Source organism: Luteibacter sp. 1214 (genome assembly GCF_031455395.1).
Taxonomy (GTDB): Bacteria; Pseudomonadota; Gammaproteobacteria; order Xanthomonadales; family Rhodanobacteraceae; genus Luteibacter; species Luteibacter mycovicinus.
Genome location: NZ_JAVDSQ010000005.1, coordinates 164,195 through 179,393, shown reverse-complemented (window position 1 = coordinate 179,393; position 15,199 = coordinate 164,195). Strand labels below are relative to the sequence as shown.

The 15,199-nt window shown below is 64.9% G+C and carries 12 protein-coding genes; 9 read left to right on the top strand and 3 right to left on the bottom strand.

Features of this window, described 5'->3' with window-relative positions:
• Positions 1-17: 17 nt before the first annotated feature.
• The 8 genes from J2X57_RS13460 (at position 18) to pilH (ending at position 9,806) form a co-directional block, all read left to right on the top strand.
• Positions 18-1,220, top strand: coding sequence for a cupin domain-containing protein (locus tag J2X57_RS13460; RefSeq protein ID WP_309867859.1), 1,203 nt, complete (start codon positions 18-20; stop codon positions 1,218-1,220).
• Positions 1,217-1,711 carry a hypothetical protein gene (locus J2X57_RS13455; RefSeq protein WP_051943483.1) on the top strand — a complete coding sequence of 165 codons (495 nt, stop codon included), beginning with the start codon at positions 1,217-1,219 and terminating at the stop codon, positions 1,709-1,711. The genes J2X57_RS13460 and J2X57_RS13455 overlap by 4 nt, the downstream gene beginning before the upstream one ends.
• Before the next feature lie 132 nt (positions 1,712-1,843).
• On the top strand, positions 1,844-4,696 hold the full coding sequence (locus J2X57_RS13450; protein ID WP_036112319.1) for a 2-oxoglutarate dehydrogenase E1 component: 2,853 nt from the start codon (positions 1,844-1,846) through the stop codon (positions 4,694-4,696).
• Positions 4,697-4,703: 7 nt separating this feature from the next.
• Complete coding sequence (gene odhB / locus J2X57_RS13445; protein WP_309867853.1) at positions 4,704-5,918, top strand: 2-oxoglutarate dehydrogenase complex dihydrolipoyllysine-residue succinyltransferase; 1,215 nt, start codon at positions 4,704-4,706, stop codon at positions 5,916-5,918.
• A 112-nt stretch (positions 5,919-6,030) separates the two neighbouring features.
• Positions 6,031-7,458 (top strand): dihydrolipoyl dehydrogenase, encoded by a 1,428-nt coding sequence (gene lpdA / locus J2X57_RS13440; RefSeq protein ID WP_309867850.1) that lies wholly within the window; start codon positions 6,031-6,033, stop codon positions 7,456-7,458.
• A 159-nt stretch (positions 7,459-7,617) separates the two neighbouring features.
• Positions 7,618-8,208: a TIGR00730 family Rossman fold protein gene (locus J2X57_RS13435; protein WP_043694642.1), complete on the top strand. Its 591-nt coding sequence runs from the start codon at positions 7,618-7,620 to the stop codon at positions 8,206-8,208.
• A gap of 56 nt (positions 8,209-8,264) precedes the next feature.
• On the top strand, positions 8,265-9,257 hold the full coding sequence (locus J2X57_RS13430) for an acryloyl-CoA reductase (protein ID WP_309867846.1): 993 nt from the start codon (positions 8,265-8,267) through the stop codon (positions 9,255-9,257).
• Positions 9,258-9,440: 183 nt separating this feature from the next.
• Positions 9,441-9,806: a twitching motility response regulator PilH gene (gene pilH, locus J2X57_RS13425; RefSeq protein WP_036112304.1), complete on the top strand. Its 366-nt coding sequence runs from the start codon at positions 9,441-9,443 to the stop codon at positions 9,804-9,806.
• Between the two features lie 91 nt (positions 9,807-9,897).
• Here the strand turns inward: pilH and J2X57_RS13420 are convergent, their stop codons facing one another.
• Positions 9,898-10,815 (bottom strand): DnaJ C-terminal domain-containing protein, encoded by a 918-nt coding sequence (locus J2X57_RS13420; RefSeq protein WP_036112301.1) that lies wholly within the window; start codon positions 10,813-10,815, stop codon positions 9,898-9,900.
• A 92-nt stretch (positions 10,816-10,907) separates the two neighbouring features.
• Positions 10,908-11,360, bottom strand: coding sequence for an Hsp20/alpha crystallin family protein (locus J2X57_RS13415; protein WP_309867840.1), 453 nt, complete (start codon positions 11,358-11,360; stop codon positions 10,908-10,910).
• A 158-nt stretch (positions 11,361-11,518) separates the two neighbouring features.
• On the opposite strand from J2X57_RS13415, the gene J2X57_RS13410 reads away from it, so the two are divergent.
• Complete coding sequence (locus J2X57_RS13410; RefSeq protein WP_309867838.1) at positions 11,519-12,001, top strand: peroxiredoxin; 483 nt, start codon at positions 11,519-11,521, stop codon at positions 11,999-12,001.
• Between the two features lie 409 nt (positions 12,002-12,410).
• Here the strand turns inward: J2X57_RS13410 and gyrA are convergent, their stop codons facing one another.
• On the bottom strand, positions 12,411-15,065 hold the full coding sequence (gyrA, locus tag J2X57_RS13405; RefSeq protein WP_036112292.1) for a DNA gyrase subunit A: 2,655 nt from the start codon (positions 15,063-15,065) through the stop codon (positions 12,411-12,413).
• Between the last annotated feature and the right edge of the window lie 134 nt (positions 15,066-15,199).

The following is a 15,199-nucleotide window of genomic DNA, read 5'->3' as shown; positions in this document are numbered from 1 at the left end:
CGGCTACAATGCCGGCCATGGCCATCCAGACCCCCACCCGTAAGCCCCTCCCGATCGAAGTGCGCGGCAGCGCCAGCCAGCCGCTTGGCATGAGTGCCGCGCAGTTTCTGCGCGATTACTGGCAGAAGCGTCCGCTGCTGATCCGTAACGCCTTCCCGGACTTCGAAGCGCCCATCGAGCCCAACGATCTCGCCGGCCTGGCCTGCGAAGAGGGGGTGCTCGCCCGCCTCATCATTCATGACGAAAAGCGTGACCGCTGGACGGTCAGGAGCGGCCCCTTCGAGGAAGCCGAATTCGGCAAGACGCCCAAGCGTGACTGGACCCTGCTGGTCCAGGATGTCGACAAGTGGGATGCCGACGTGGCGGGCCTGCTCGAGCACTTTGCGTTTCTGCCCAGCTGGCGCGTGGACGACGTCATGGTGTCCTATGCCGAGGACGGCGGCGGCGTCGGTGCGCACGTCGACCAGTACGACGTCTTCCTCATCCAGGGCATCGGTCAGCGCCACTGGGCGATCAGCGACGACCCGGACGCACCGCTCGACTTCCGCAACGACGTCGAGCTGAAGCAGCTGAAGGAATTCCTGCCGACCCACGAGTGGCTGCTCGAACCCGGCGACATGCTTTACCTTCCGCCAGGCGTGCCGCACGACGGCGTCGCCCTGGGCGACTGCATGACGTTGTCGGTCGGCATGCGCGCGCCCTCGCAGGCCGAGCTGACCGGCGACCTGGCCGACTTCCTCGCCGAACGCATGCCCGACGAGCTTCGTTACACCGATGCCGACCTGACCCCGGTCAAGCGCATCGGCGAGATCGACACGGCTGCGCTCAAACGCCTGCGTCAGGCCCTGCCCTTCGCCGCCGCGCTCGATCGTGACCTGCTGGCCGACTGGTTCGGGCGCTTCATCACCCGCTACCGCAATGCCCAGTCCCCGGCCGCGCCCCCGAAGGCGACCACCGTCGCCGCGCTGGACAAGGCACTGGCCGGTGGCTCGGGCCTGATCCGTCATCCCTACGCGCGGCTTGCGTGGGTGCGTGGCAAGAAGGACGCCACCCTCTATGTCAGCGGCAGTGCCTACGCCTGCCCGGCCGACCTGGCCGAGCGACTGGCCACCGAGCGGGACGTACGCCTGCAGCGCGCGCCCTCGGCTGCCGAACGGGAGGTTCTGCTGGCTCTGGTCAACGACGGGGCGCTGGTCGTTCGCAAGGGTCGCTCCCGGTGAGCGGCGCGGCGGACACCGCGCTGATCGTCGAGGACCGTGCCGGTCTCGAGATCGCGCATGTCCGCCTGCTGACCCAGGCCCGCTACCGGGCCGCGATCTACCTGCCACGCATGGACGTCGGCATGCTGGACCATGAGACGATCCTCACGGAGCTTCGCCGCCTGGCCACCAGCGGGCGTCAGGCGCAGGTCCGGATTCTCACCCATGATGCCGAGCAGGCGCACCGCGAGGGTCACCGGCTGATCGCCCTCGCCCAGCGCCTCCCCACGGCGGTTTCCATCCGTGTGCCGACCGATGAAATCCACCTGGGCTACGCATCGGCGTTCATCTGCGATACGACAAGTGGCTACCTGTTCCGCCCGGTGGCGAGCCGCTTCGAGGCACGCGGCGACCTCGACGCACCCGGTGAGACCTCTCGCCTGATGGCCTATTTCGAGGAAGTCTGGGAGCGGGCCGAGCCCGCGTGGCAAATAAGACCACTTGGGATCTAGCTGGCATGAGAAACGTCGATTCAAGTTGGCGTGATGCCGCAGCACGGAGCTATACTTAACGGATTCTTATGCCGCGGCACGCCCTCGTGCGGCCAGCGGCAGCCCGTCCTTTTCGTGTGTGCCGGTGGTGACGTGAGCGCAAACCTGATCCGCGAGTTTTCCGAATCCTCCCAACTCGCCGGCGGTAACGCCGACTACGTAGAGCAGATCTACGAATCCTGGCTGGCCGATCCCGGCTCCGTCACGGCCGAGTGGGATGGCTATTTCAAGACGCTGAAGGGCCGCGAGGCCGGCGACGTCGCCCACTCCGCCGTGATCGCCCGCATCGAGGCCGCGCAGAAACAGCGTCGCTCCGCGGTCGCCGCACCCGCCGTCGGTTCCGCCGACGATGCCTATGCGCAGAAACAGGCCGGCGTCCTCCGCCTGCTGACAGCCTATCGCTCGCGCGGCCACATTTCCGCGCAGGTCGACCCCCTCGGCCTGACCGTCTCGGACGTCGACACCCCGGACCTCGGTCTTGCCTTCCACGGCCTCTCCGACGCCGACCTCGGCACCGAATTCGACGCGGGCACCTTCGCCGGTGGCGGCCAGCGCATGACCCTGCGCGACCTGCTGGCGAAGCTCAAGCAGATCTACACCGGCACCATCGGCGCCGAGTTCATGTACATCTCCGACTACGACCAGCGGTCGTGGATCTATTCGCGTCTCGAGAAGGCCGCCGGTTCGCCGGGACTGCAGAACGCCGAGAAAGTCCGCATCCTCGAGGCGCTCACCGCCGCCGAGGGTCTGGAGCGTTACCTGCACACCAAGTACGTCGGCCAGAAGCGCTTCTCGCTCGAAGGTGGCGACAGCCTGATCCCGATGGTCGACGACGTCGTCCGTGCCGCCGGCGACAACGGCGTCAAGGAAGTCATCATCGGCATGGCCCACCGCGGCCGCCTCAACGTTCTGGTCAACATCCTCGGCAAGGCGCCCTCGCAGCTCTTCAACGAGTTCGAAGGCAAGTTCGAGCATGACGACAGCGCCATCCACACGGGTGACGTGAAGTACCACATGGGCTTCTCCACCGACGTCAAGACACCCAACGGCGGCGTCCACGTCGCGCTGGCGTTCAACCCGTCGCATCTGGAAATCGTCAACCCGGTGGTCGCCGGCTCGGTGCATGCGCGCCAGTCGCGTCGCCGCGATGTCGCGCGCGACAAATCGCTGGCCGTCCTGATCCACGGCGATGCCGCCTTCGCGGGCCAGGGCGTCAACATGGAGCTCCTGCAGATGTCGCAGGCGCGCGGTTTCGCCATCGGCGGCACCTTGCACATGGTGGTAAACAACCAGGTCGGCTTCACCACGTCCAAGCGCGAAGATTCGCGCTCCACGCTGTACTGCACCGATCTGGCCAAGATGGTCAACGCACCGGTGTTCCACGTGAACGGTGACGACCCGGAAGCGGTGATCCAGGTCACCCGCCTGGCTTACGAGTTCCGCAAGCAGTTCAAGAAGGACGTGGTCATCGACCTCGTCTGCTACCGCCGTCACGGCCATAACGAGGCCGACGAGCCGGCGGCGACCCAGCCGCTGATGTACCAGATCATCCGCAAGCGCCCGACCACGCGCGATCTCTACGCGCAGTCGCTGGTCAAGTCCTCGACCATCGGTGCCGACGACGGCCAGAAGATGCTCGACGATTACCGCGCCCGCCTGGAAAAAGGCGAGCCGCTGATCGCGATCGATCCGAACCCGACGCGCGACATCCCGGTGGACTGGAGCCGTTTCCAGAACAACAAGCTGTCGATGTCGGTCGACACCGGCGTGCCGCGCGAACAGCTCGGCAAGGTGCTGGATGCGCTGCTCGACATTCCGTCCGACGTCACCCTGCACCCGCGCGTCGCCAAGATCTACGAAGACCGCCGCAAGATGGCCGCCGGCGAGCTGCCGGGTGACTGGGGCTTCGCCGAGAACCTCGCTTACGGCACGCTGATCGCCGAGGGCAACGACCTCCGCGTGGTCGGCCAGGACGCCGGCCGCGGTACGTTCTTCCACCGTCATGCCGTGTTGCACGACCAGAAGAGCGACGACACCTACCTGCCGCTGTCCAAGGTGCGCGCCGACGCCCGCGTCGACGTCATCGACTCGCTGCTTTCCGAAGAAGCCGTGATGGCCTTCGAGTACGGCGAAGCCACCACCTCGCCCGATCAGCTCACCATCTGGGAAGGCCAGTTCGGCGACTTCGCCAACGGCGCCCAGGTCGTCATCGACCAGTTCATCAGCTCCGGCGAAGCCAAGTGGGATCGCCTCTGCGGCCTGTCGCTGTTCCTGCCGCACGGTTACGAGGGCCAGGGCCCGGAGCACTCCTCCGCGCGCCTCGAGCGCTTCCTCCAGCTGTGCGCGCTGGACAACATGCAGGTCTGCGTGCCGACCACCCCGGCTCAGGCGTTCCACATGATCCGTCGCCAGCAGGTGCGCCCGGTGCGCAAGCCGCTGATCGTCATGACGCCCAAGTCCCTGCTGCGCCACAAGCTGGCCGTCTCCTCGCTGGACGAACTCGCCCATGGCCAGTTCAAGCTGGTGATCGGTGAGCACCGCGAGCTGGTCGCCAGGAAGGTCCAGCGCGTCGTGCTGTGCTCTGGCAAGGTCTATTACGACCTGCTCGAAGACGCCGAGAAGCGTGGCCTGACCGATGTGGCCATCGTCCGCGTCGAGCAGCTCTACCCGTTCCCCCGTCCGGAAGTCTCGGCCGAACTGGAAAAGTATCCTTCCGCGAAGGAAGTGGTCTGGTGCCAGGAAGAACCGATGAATCAGGGCGCCTGGTTCCAGATCCGTCATCACCTGCAGGCCTGCATCGGGTCGAAGCAGAGCCTGTCCTATGCGGGACGCTCGCGCTCGCCCTCGCCGGCCGCCGGTCACCTCAATACCCATATCGCCGAACAGACGGCGCTCGTCGAGCAAGCGCTCGTCGCGCCCGTCGGCACCGATCACGCAGCGGAGTAAGACAAGCATGTCCATCGAAGTCAAAGTCCCGGTCCTGCCGGAATCGGTCTCCGACGCGCTCATCGCCACCTGGCACAAGAAGGCCGGTGATGCGGTCAAGCGCGACGAGAACCTGCTGGATCTCGAAACCGACAAGGTCGTGCTCGAAGTACCCTCGCCCGTCGACGGCGTGCTGAAGGAAATCAAGTTCGAGGAAGGCGCCACGGTCACCAGCAGCCAGGTCATCGCCGTGATCGAGGAAGGCGCCGCCGCTGCCGCACCCGCCCCGGCCGCCGCGCCGGCCGCCGCTGAGGCACCGAAGGCTGAGAAGACCGATGCCGCCGCCGCGCCCCAGGGCGTCGATGAGCTCTCGCCCGCCGGCCGTCGCGTCGCCGTGGAAGAAAACATCGACCCGTCCAAGGTCGCCGGCACCGGCCGCGATGGCCGCGTGACCAAGGAAGACCTGGTCAACGCCGGCAAGGGTGGCTCCGCCGCTCCGGCCGCCGCCGCCGCCGCTCCGGCCGCCAAGCCGACGCCGGGTTCGCGCCCGGAAGAGCGCGTCGCTATGACCCGCATCCGTACGCGCATCGCCGAGCGCCTGATGCAGTCGAAGAACTCTATCGCGATGCTCACCTCGTTCAACGAAGTGAACCTCGCCGAGGTGGTCAAGCTGCGTAAGTCGCTGGGTGAGCAGTTCGAGAAGGCCAACGGCGTCAAGCTGGGCTTCATGAGCTTCTTCGTGAAGGCCGCGACCGAAGCCCTGAAGCGCTACCCGGTGATCAACGCTTCGGTCGACGGGTCGGACATCATCTACCACGGCTACCAGGACATCTCCATCGCCGTCTCCACCGACAAGGGCCTCGTGACCCCGGTGCTGCGCGACGTGCAGGACATGTCGTTCGCCGACGTCGAGAAGGGCATCATCGGTTACGCCAAGAAGGCGCGTGACGGCAAGCTCGGCCTGGACGACCTCCAGGGCGGCACCTTCACGATCACCAATGGCGGCACCTTCGGTTCGCTGCTCTCCACGCCGATCGTCAACCCGCCGCAGAGCGCCATCCTGGGCATGCACACGATCAAGGAGCGCCCCATCGTCGAGAACGGCCAGGTCATCGCCGCCCCGATGATGTACATCGCCCTGTCGTACGACCACCGGATCATCGACGGCCGTGACGCCGTGCTGTTCCTGGTCGACATCAAGAACCAGCTGGAAAACCCGCAGCGGATGCTGCTCGGCCTGTAATGATCGGCTGAACGTCACACGTGAAGGCGGGAGTCGAAAGACTCCCGTTTTCGTGTTCCGACCCCATATTGGGCGGTAGCCAACTACCGCAGAAACATCCGGAGCAAGAGCTATGAGCGACAAGTTCGACGTCATCGTCATCGGTGCGGGTCCCGCGGGCTATGTGGCCGCGATCCGCGCCGCGCAGCTGGGCCTGAAGACCGCCGTGGTCGACGCGTTCGTCGGCAAGGACGGCAAGGCCGCCCTCGGCGGTACCTGCCTCAACGTCGGTTGCATCCCGTCCAAGGCGCTGCTGGATTCGTCCAAGCAGTTCCACAACCTGACGCACAACTTCAAGGATCACGGCATCACCGCCGAGAATCCGAAGATCGACATCGGCACGTTCATCGGCCGCAAGGACAAGATCGTCAAGCAGTTCACCGGCGGCGTGACCATGCTGTTCAAGGCGAACAAGGTCACCTCGTTCTTCGGCAAGGGCAAGCTGCTCAAGGGCAACGAAGTCGAAGTCACCGGTAACGACGGCACGGTCTCGACCATCTCGGCGACCAACGTCATCCTCGCCTCGGGCTCGGTGCCCATCGAGCTGCCGTTCGCCAAGTTCGACGGTAAGCACATCATCGACAACGCCGGTGCGCTCGACCTGACCGACGTGCCGAAGCGCCTCGGCGTGATCGGCGCCGGCGTCATCGGCCTGGAGCTGGGCAGCGTGTGGAAGCGCCTCGGCGCCGAGGTCACCGTGCTCGAAGCGCTGCCGAAGTTCCTCGCCGTGGCCGACCAGGATATCGCCAAGATGGCCGCCCGCGAGTTCGCCAAGCAGGGCCTCGACATCAAGGTCAATGCCAAGGTCACCTCCGCCGAGGTCAAGGGCGACGAAGTGCACCTGGGCTACACCGACAAGGACGGCGCCGCGCAGTCGCTGGTCGTCGACAAGCTGCTGGTGGCCGTGGGCCGTCGCGCCTACACCGCCGGCCTGCTGGCAGACGATACGGGCGTGAAGCTCGACGAGCGTGGCCGCATCGTCGTCGACGAGCACAACCACACCGGTGTCGACGGTGTCTGGGCCATCGGCGATGCCGTGCGCGGCCCGATGCTGGCACACAAGGGCTCCGAAGAAGGCGTCATGGTCGCCGAGCTGATCGCCGGCAAGCCGGGTCACATCAACCTCGACACCGTGCCCTGGGTCATCTACACCGAGCCGGAAATCGCCTGGGTCGGCAAGACCGAAGAGCAGCTGAAGGAAGAAGGCATCCCCTACAAGACGGGCGCATTTCCGTTCGCCGCCAACGGTCGCGCTGTCGCGATGAACGAGGGCATCGGCCAGGTCAAGATGATCGCCCACGCCGAAACCGATCGTATCCTCGGCGTGCACATGGTCGGCCCGGTCGTCTCCGAGCTGATCCATGAGTGCGTCGTGGCGATGGAGTTCAAGGGCTCGTCGGAAGACCTCGCCCGCATCGTCCACGCTCACCCGGCGCTGTCGGAAGTCGTGCACGAAGCCGCCCTGTCGGTCGACAAGCGCGCTATCCACAAGGGCAACTAAGCCCGCGTGAAACGAGCCCGCCCCTGCGAGTAGCATGGGCGGGCTTTTTCGTTCCGGAAGCGGCGCCTTTGTAGGAGCGCGCCCCGCGCGCGATGGATGTCATCGCAAGCCCCATCGCGCGCAGGGCGCGCTCCTACAAATACGTTGGAGGCTTTTTTTATGCGTGACATCAAATCGCTGTGCGTTTACTGCGGATCCAACAGCGGCTCGCACCCCGAATACACCGAGGCGGCCATCGCCTTCGGGACACGAATGGCGAAGGAAGGCATCGCCCTGGTTTACGGGGGCGGCAAGGTCGGCCTGATGGGTACTGTGGCCGATGCCGTGCTTGCCGCGGGTGGCCGCGTCATTGGCGTCATTCCGCGCCAGCTGGTCGAGAAAGAAGTCGCGCATACGGGCCTCTCGGAGCTGCAGGTGCTCGAGACCATGCACGAGCGCAAGACGCGTATGTACGAACTGTCCGATGCCTTTGTCGCCCTGCCCGGCGGCTTCGGCACGATGGACGAGATGTTCGAGATGCTGACCTGGGCGCAGCTCGGTCTGCACAGCTATCCCTGCGCCTTCCTCAATGTGCGTGGCTTCTACTCCCACGTGTCGGCGAGCATGGACCACATGGTGGCGGAAGGCTTCGTCAGGCAGAACCAGCGCGAGCAGGTCTGGTTCGGCGACAGCATCGACGCGCTGTTCGACTGGATGAAGCACTACGAGTCGACCTACACACCCAAGTGGATCACCAAAGACGCCGTGTAGGAGCGCGCCCCGCGCGCGAAAGCCCCAAGCAGCCACCGCCAGGAAAGACGCCGCCGATGCCCCTCATGAAAGCCTTCCGCATCCACAGCGATGACACCGGCTATCGCGCCGGCATCGAAACCATGGACACCGACGCCCTCTCACCCGGCGAGGTACTGGTCAAAGCCGAGTGGTCCTCGGTGAACTACAAGGACGCCCTCGCCGGCACCGGTAAGGGAAAAATCCTGCGCACGTTCCCATTGAACGGCGGCATCGATGTCGCCGGCACGGTCGTCGCATCCACCGACACCCGCTTCAGAGAGGGTGACAAGGTGCTTGCTACCGGCAGCGGCCTCTCCGAGACCCGCGACGGCGGCTACGGCGAATACGTCCGGCTTCCGGCCGATCTGACCATTCCCCTTCCCGCCACACTGACCACGCGCGAGGCGATGATCCTGGGCACCGCCGGCTTCACCGCCGCGCTGGCGCTGCTGCGCATGACCGACAACCGGCAGACGCCGGACCTCGGCCCGATCGCCGTCACCGGTGCCACGGGCGGCGTAGGCATGCTCGGTATCGATATCTTCAGCCGGGCCGGCTATCAGGTGCACGCGATCAGCGGTAAAACCGACCGCTTCGACTTCCTGCGGGGGCTCGGGGCGGTCGATTGCCTCGATCGCCACGCACTGAGCTTCAGCGGTAAGCCCATGGAATCGGCAAAATACGGCGGCCTGCTCGACAACGTCGGCGGCAAGACCCTGGCCGGCTTCCTTCCGATGATCGCGTCCTACGGCAACGCGGCGATCTGCGGCCTCGCTGGCAGCCCCGACCTCGCGACGACGGTCATGCCTTTCATCATCCGCGGGGTCAGCGTGCTGGGCGTGGCGTCCGCCGGTACGGGCCGGGCCATTCGCGATGAGGTATGGCAACGCCTGTCCAGTGACTGGAAACCACGCCATCTCGACACCATCTGCACGAGGGAGCTGGCACTTGAAGACGTGGCGAGCGTTTTCGACACCATGCTCGAGGGCGGCTCCTTCGGTCGAACCGTGGTCAGGATTGGCGGTTAAGTCGCTGTCCCGGAAGGTTTACGCCGCCGCACCATTGATACGGGCGCAGCGGTCGGTAGAATGGCGCATCGCCAGAGGCGCAACGCGCGACAGAATTACGTCGCCGTGGTTATCGAAGACGTTCGCCCGGATGGCGCACGTCACCAAGGAAAACGCATCGGGCATCGACCCGGGGGAAAGTGAATGGCTCGCATCCTGATCGTCGACGATTCGCCGTCGCAGTTGCTGGGAATCAAGCGCATCGTCGAGAAACTGGGCCACGAGGCCATCACCGCCGAAGACGGCGCCCAGGGCGTCGAAGTGGCCAAGCGTGAAATACCCGACCTTATCCTGATGGACGTCGTCATGCCCAACCTCAATGGGTTTCAGGCCACGCGCACCATCAGCAAGGAAGAAACGACCAAACACATCCCGATCATCCTGGTGACCACCAAGGATCAGGACACCGACAAGGTGTGGGGCCTGCGCCAGGGCGCGCGTGCTTACGTCGTCAAGCCGATCAAGGAAGACGAGCTGGTCGCGGCTCTGAAAGAGCATCTGCCAGGCTGATCCAGCCTGACGGCTGTCGAGCGGGTCTGCTCGAGGAGGCTGGCTCCGTTGGGAGCCAACCCCGTTGGCGTAAAAGCAGCCCGCGAAGGTCTTACCCCTTCCGCGGATCGAACCCCGCGAACGCATCCTTGAACTCCGCGTAGGCCGCCTGCTCTTCATGAGTCTCAGGCACCGGCACGCGGATCTCCAGCACGACGATCTGGTCGCCCGGCTCCGAACCCGGCAAACCCCGACCCTTCAGCCGCAGCTTGCGGCCCGACTGCGAGCCCGAGGGAATACGCAGGTCCACGTGACCGCCCAGCGTCGGCACAGGCACCGTGGCACCCAGCGCGGCCTCCCAGGGCGTAATCGGCAGCGTATGCGTGACCGTCCGCCCGTCCAGCCGGAATCGCGCGTCGTCGCGGATGCCGATCTCCAGTAAGAGGTCGCCTGACGGGCCACCGCCCATACCCGGGTGACCCTGCCCGCCGAGCCGGATGGTCTGCCCCGGCGTGATACCCGCCGGAATCTTTACCTCGAGCACGCGCTCGCCGCCGTTGGAATCGTTGAGCACGACCCGGGTCTTGCCGCCGTTGAAGGCGGTCTGCAGATCGGTCTCGATCCGCGCCTGGATGTCACGCCCGCGACGGGCCTGACTCTGCTGCTGACCACGACCGCGACCCGCGCCGCCGAACAGGCTCTCGAAGAAGTCGCTGAAGTCGCCGTTGCCGCGGCCGCCCATGTCGCCGAAGTCGAACCCACCACCACCCTGACCAAAGCCCGGCGGCGGACGGAACTGCTCCCCCTGGCGATAGCCGCCGGCGCGGAACTGGTCGTACTGACGACGTTTCTCGGGATCCTTCAGGGCCTCATTGGCCTCGTTGATCGCCTTGAACTTCTCTTCGGCACCCGCCTCTTTGTTCTTGTCCGGGTGGTATTTGCGGGCAAGCTTGCGGTACGCCGCCTTGATCTCGGCGTCGGTCGCGTCGGGCTTGACCCCTAATGCTTCGTAGTAATCCTTGAACTCCACAGGCTCTCCCGGGCTTGTGTCGACACCATTAAAACGAAATGCCCGCGGCGGACAGCGTCCACCGCGGGCCTGACCTGCAAGCTTAGAGCGAATCAGCCCACGGCGTTAACTACAATACGCCGAGGAGCGCTTTCCGCCTTCTTCGGGATGGCGATTTCCAGCACACCGTTGCCTCCCGACGCGGTAATACCTTCGGCATCGGCGCTTTCCGGCAGGGTGAAGCTACGCTTGAACGCACCCACGGTCCGCTCGACCCGGCTGAACTTGCCCTCGGTCTCACTGGCGAATGCCTTGCGCTCGCCCTTGATGCTGAGCACGTTCTTTTCCATCTGGATGTCGATGGCGGCCAGATCCACACCCGGCACATCGGCAAGGATCAGGAAGCGACCGGCTTCCTCACGAATGTCGACACGCGGCGCCCACGGGCTCTCGGCCTGGCTGGCCGGCGCGGGAATCTCGTTGCCGAAGAGGTGATCGAAGACGTTGCGGACATCGCTGGCGAACACCGGCGCACGACGGAACGACACCTGACGAAGCTGGTTCATCTGTTTGACTCCCAAGAAGTTTTTCGGCCCGTGGCCGTCTGCGAAGAAAGATATGACCGACCCGGCGCGATTCAAGAGGGCGACGGTTGCGGTTGCCGTCGCTTCAGGGAAATGGCCTTCACGTACACTCGGGGCTTTCCTCCACGAAGGACCTTGCCATGACCATCGCAGTTGGCGACCGCATTCCCGAGGGCACCCTTACCGTCTTCAAGGAAGGTATCGAAACCGTCACCAGCACCGACGTGCTCGGCCAGGGCAAGGTCGTGCTGTTCGCCGTACCCGGCGCCTTCACCCCGACCTGCTCCAACAAGCACCTGCCCGGCTACATCCAGCACATGGAAGATTTCCGCGAGCGCGGGGTCAAGGTCGCCTGCCTGTCAGTCAACGACGCCTTCGTGATGCACGCCTGGGGCGAGTCGCAGGGCGTCCCCGAGGACCTGGTGATGCTGGGCGATGGCAATGCCACGTTTGCGCGAGCGCTGGGCCTGGAACTCGATGGCACGAAGAACGGCATGGGCATTCGCGCGAAACGATTCGCCATGTACATCGAAGACGGCGTGGTGAAGGTGCTGAATGTCGAGGCACCGGGCGAGTTTCGGGTGTCGACGGCTGAGACTGTCCTGGCTGCGATCGACGCCTGACCGTCGCGGCGTAAGCCGCGTCCTGCGCACGGGCTCGGCTTCGCCGTCGCGTGGGCTGTTCGCGCTGAGGGATGGGCGCCGTTGGGTGCCATTCTCGTCGCTAAGTCCTCCTTCGGCCTACGCCTACGTGCGGAAGCGCTCCGAGAACGACACCCAACGGCGCCCTCCAACCCATGAGGGTGCGGAAAGGAACGCGACAAGCAAAGCGCTGCGTGAAGTGTCGCCGCGCAGCTCCGCTCGCCTCCCAACCCGCCGCATCGTCGGAAGGGAGTCGTCGGCTGCCGTTTCGTGGAGCGATTCCGCACGTAGGCGAAGGCCGGAGGAGGACTTAGCGACAGGAAACGGCAGCCGACGACTCCCCCGCCTCGACGCGCGAAAAAAAACCCCGCGTCTCCGCGGGGTTCTTCTTTTAGCCTTCCGTCGGCTCAGTCGGCTCGTCCGGGTCGCCCTCACCCGTCGGCCCACTCTCCACCGGCGGCAGATCGGCCGCGACGTCACCGTCAACCGTCACGTCACCCTCGCCTTCGATCTCGAGCTCTTCCTCGGCCTCGAGACGGACGATACCGATCAGGGTCTCGTCCTTCGGCAGCTTGATCAGCGTGACGCCCTGCGTGTTACGGCTGAGCTGGGAGACTTCCGAGACGCGCGTACGCACCAGCGTGCCCTGGTCGGAGATCAGCATCAGCTGTTGGGCCTCGGTGACCTGCGTGGCGGCGACCAGCTTGCCGTTACGCTCGGAGCACTGGATGCCGATGACACCTTGCGTGCCGCGGCCCTTCTTCGGGAACTCCTCGAGCACGGTCCGCTTGCCATAGCCACGCGCCGTTGCCGTGAGGATATCGCCCTCGCCCTTCGCGACGATCAGCGAGACGACTTCGGTGTCTTCGGCCAGACGCATGCCGCGCACGCCGGTGGCCGTACGGCCCATCGAGCGCACGGTGCCTTCGTCGAAACGCACGACCTTGCCGTTGGACGCGAACAGCAGAACGTCGCTTTCGCCCGAGGTCATGGCCACGTCGACCAGTGCATCGCCCTCGTCGAGGTTGATCGCGGCCTTGCCCTTCTGCAGCTGGAACGCGAATTCCGTGAGTGGCGTCTTCTTGACCGTACCGTTGCGGGTGGCAAAGAACACGAAGCAGGTCGGGTCGTAATCGCGCACCGGCAAGACGGCCTGCACCTTCTCGCCCTCACCCAGCGGCAGCAGGTTGACGATGGGCTTGCCACGCGCGCCAGGACCGGCTTCCGGCATCTGGTAGACCTTGAGCCAATAGACGCGACCGGTGCTGGTAAAGGTCAGCAGCGTGTCGTGCGTGTTGACCACCCACAGCTGCTGCACCACGTCTTCGTCTTTCAGCGCTGAGGCCGAACGACCCTTGCCGCCACGCTTCTGCGCCCGGTACAGGCTGGCGGCCTGACGCTTGATGTAGCCGGTGTGCGACAGCGTGACCACGACGTCTTCCGGCGCGATCAGGTCGAGGACGTTCAGGTCCTCCTGCGAGTGCTGGATCTCGGTGCGACGGGCGTCGCCGTAATCCGTGCGGATCTGCTCGAGCTCGCCACGAATGACTTCGAGCAGCACCGCCGGGTTTTCGAGAATCTCGATGAGGCCACGGATGGCTTCGAGGATTTCCTTGTATTCGTCGGAGAGCTTTTCCTGCTCCAGACCCGTGAGGCGATGCAGACGCATCTGCAGGATCTCCGTCGCCTGGGCTTCGGACAACTGGTAGCCGTCGTCACGCAGTCCATCGCGCGGATCCATGTCTTCCGGACGCGACGATGCCGCACCGGCGGCATCGAGCAGCGCCTTGACCAGACCCGGCTCCCAGCGACGGGCGACCATACGCTCGCGTGCTTCGGTCGAGGAAGCCGACGTGCGGATCAGTTCGATCATCTCGTCGATGTTGGCGAGCGCGACCGTCAGGCCTTCAAGGATATGCGCGCGCTGACGCGCCTTGCGCAGATCGAAGATGGTGCGACGGGTGACGACTTCGCGGCGGTGACGGATGAACGCCTCGAGGATGTCCTTGAGGTTGAGCAGCTTCGGCTGGCCATCGAGCAGCGCGACCATGTTGATGCCGAACGTGACCTGCAGCTGCGTCTGCTGGAACAGATTGTTCAGCACGACGTCGGCCATCGCGTCACGGCGGATCTCGATGACCACGCGCATGCCGTCCTTGTCGGACTCGTCGCGCAGCTCGCTGATGCCTTCGAGCTTCTTTTCCTTGACCAGCTCGGCGATCTTCTCGATCAGACGCGCCTTGTTGACCTGGTACGGCAGCTCGTGGATCAGGATCGTCTCGCGGCCGTTGGCCTCGGTTTCGATCTCGGCGCGGGCGCGCACGAGGATGCGGCCACGGCCGGTACGGTAAGCCTCGACGATGCCCGACGAGCCGTTGATGATGCCGGCGGTCGGGAAATCCGGGCCCGGAACGAAGGTCATCAGCTCGTCCACACCGAGCGAGGGATCCTCGATCAGTGCGAGTACGGCGTTGATCACCTCGGTCATGTTGTGCGGCGGGATGTTCGTCGCCATGCCGACGGCGATACCGGCCGAACCGTTGACGAGCAGATTGGGCACGCGCGCGGGAAGGACCAGCGGCTCGCTTTCGCTTTCGTCGTAGTTAGGCCCGAAATCGACGGTCTCCTTGTCGATGTCGGCGAGCAACTCGTGCGTGAGGCGCGACATGCGCACCTCGGTGTATCGCATGGCTGCGGCGTTGTCGCCGTCGACCGAACCGAAGTTACCCTGGCCGTCGACCAGCATGTAACGCAGCGAGAACGGCTGAGCCATACGGACGATGGCGTCGTATACCGACGAATCGCCATGAGGATGGTATTTACCGATCACGTCACCGACGACGCGCGCCGATTTCTTGTAAGCACGGTTCCAACCGTTACCGAGTTCGTTCATGGCGAACAGAACGCGTCGATGCACCGGCTTCAGGCCGTCGCGGACATCGGGGAGTGCGCGGCCGACGATGACGCTCATGGCGTAATCGAGGTAGCTCTGACGCATCTCGTCTTCGATGTTGACGCGGATGATTTCTTTGGCGAGTTCTGCCATCAAACGGCTTCCTGGATGTCCATCAAAATGCCCCCGTCGCCCGCATGTGTCGCGGTATGGCGACGCGGTCGACCCAACCCATCGATGATATCACAACCGAAGCCGAAAAGACAGCGAAAAACGGCGTAAAAACA

Coding starts and splice junctions, on each gene's coding strand:
- J2X57_RS13415 (WP_309867840.1), bottom strand. CDS start 11,360: ATGAACCAGCTTCGTCAGGTGTCGTTCCGTCGTGCGCCGGTGTTCGCC.
- gyrA (WP_036112292.1), bottom strand. CDS start 15,065: ATGGCAGAACTCGCCAAAGAAATCATCCGCGTCAACATCGAAGACGAG.
- odhB (WP_309867853.1), top strand. CDS start 4,704: ATGTCCATCGAAGTCAAAGTCCCGGTCCTGCCGGAATCGGTCTCCGAC.
- J2X57_RS13430 (WP_309867846.1), top strand. CDS start 8,265: ATGCCCCTCATGAAAGCCTTCCGCATCCACAGCGATGACACCGGCTAT.
- pilH (WP_036112304.1), top strand. CDS start 9,441: ATGGCTCGCATCCTGATCGTCGACGATTCGCCGTCGCAGTTGCTGGGA.
- J2X57_RS13435 (WP_043694642.1), top strand. CDS start 7,618: ATGCGTGACATCAAATCGCTGTGCGTTTACTGCGGATCCAACAGCGGC.
- J2X57_RS13410 (WP_309867838.1), top strand. CDS start 11,519: ATGACCATCGCAGTTGGCGACCGCATTCCCGAGGGCACCCTTACCGTC.
- lpdA (WP_309867850.1), top strand. CDS start 6,031: ATGAGCGACAAGTTCGACGTCATCGTCATCGGTGCGGGTCCCGCGGGC.
- J2X57_RS13460 (WP_309867859.1), top strand. CDS start 18: ATGGCCATCCAGACCCCCACCCGTAAGCCCCTCCCGATCGAAGTGCGC.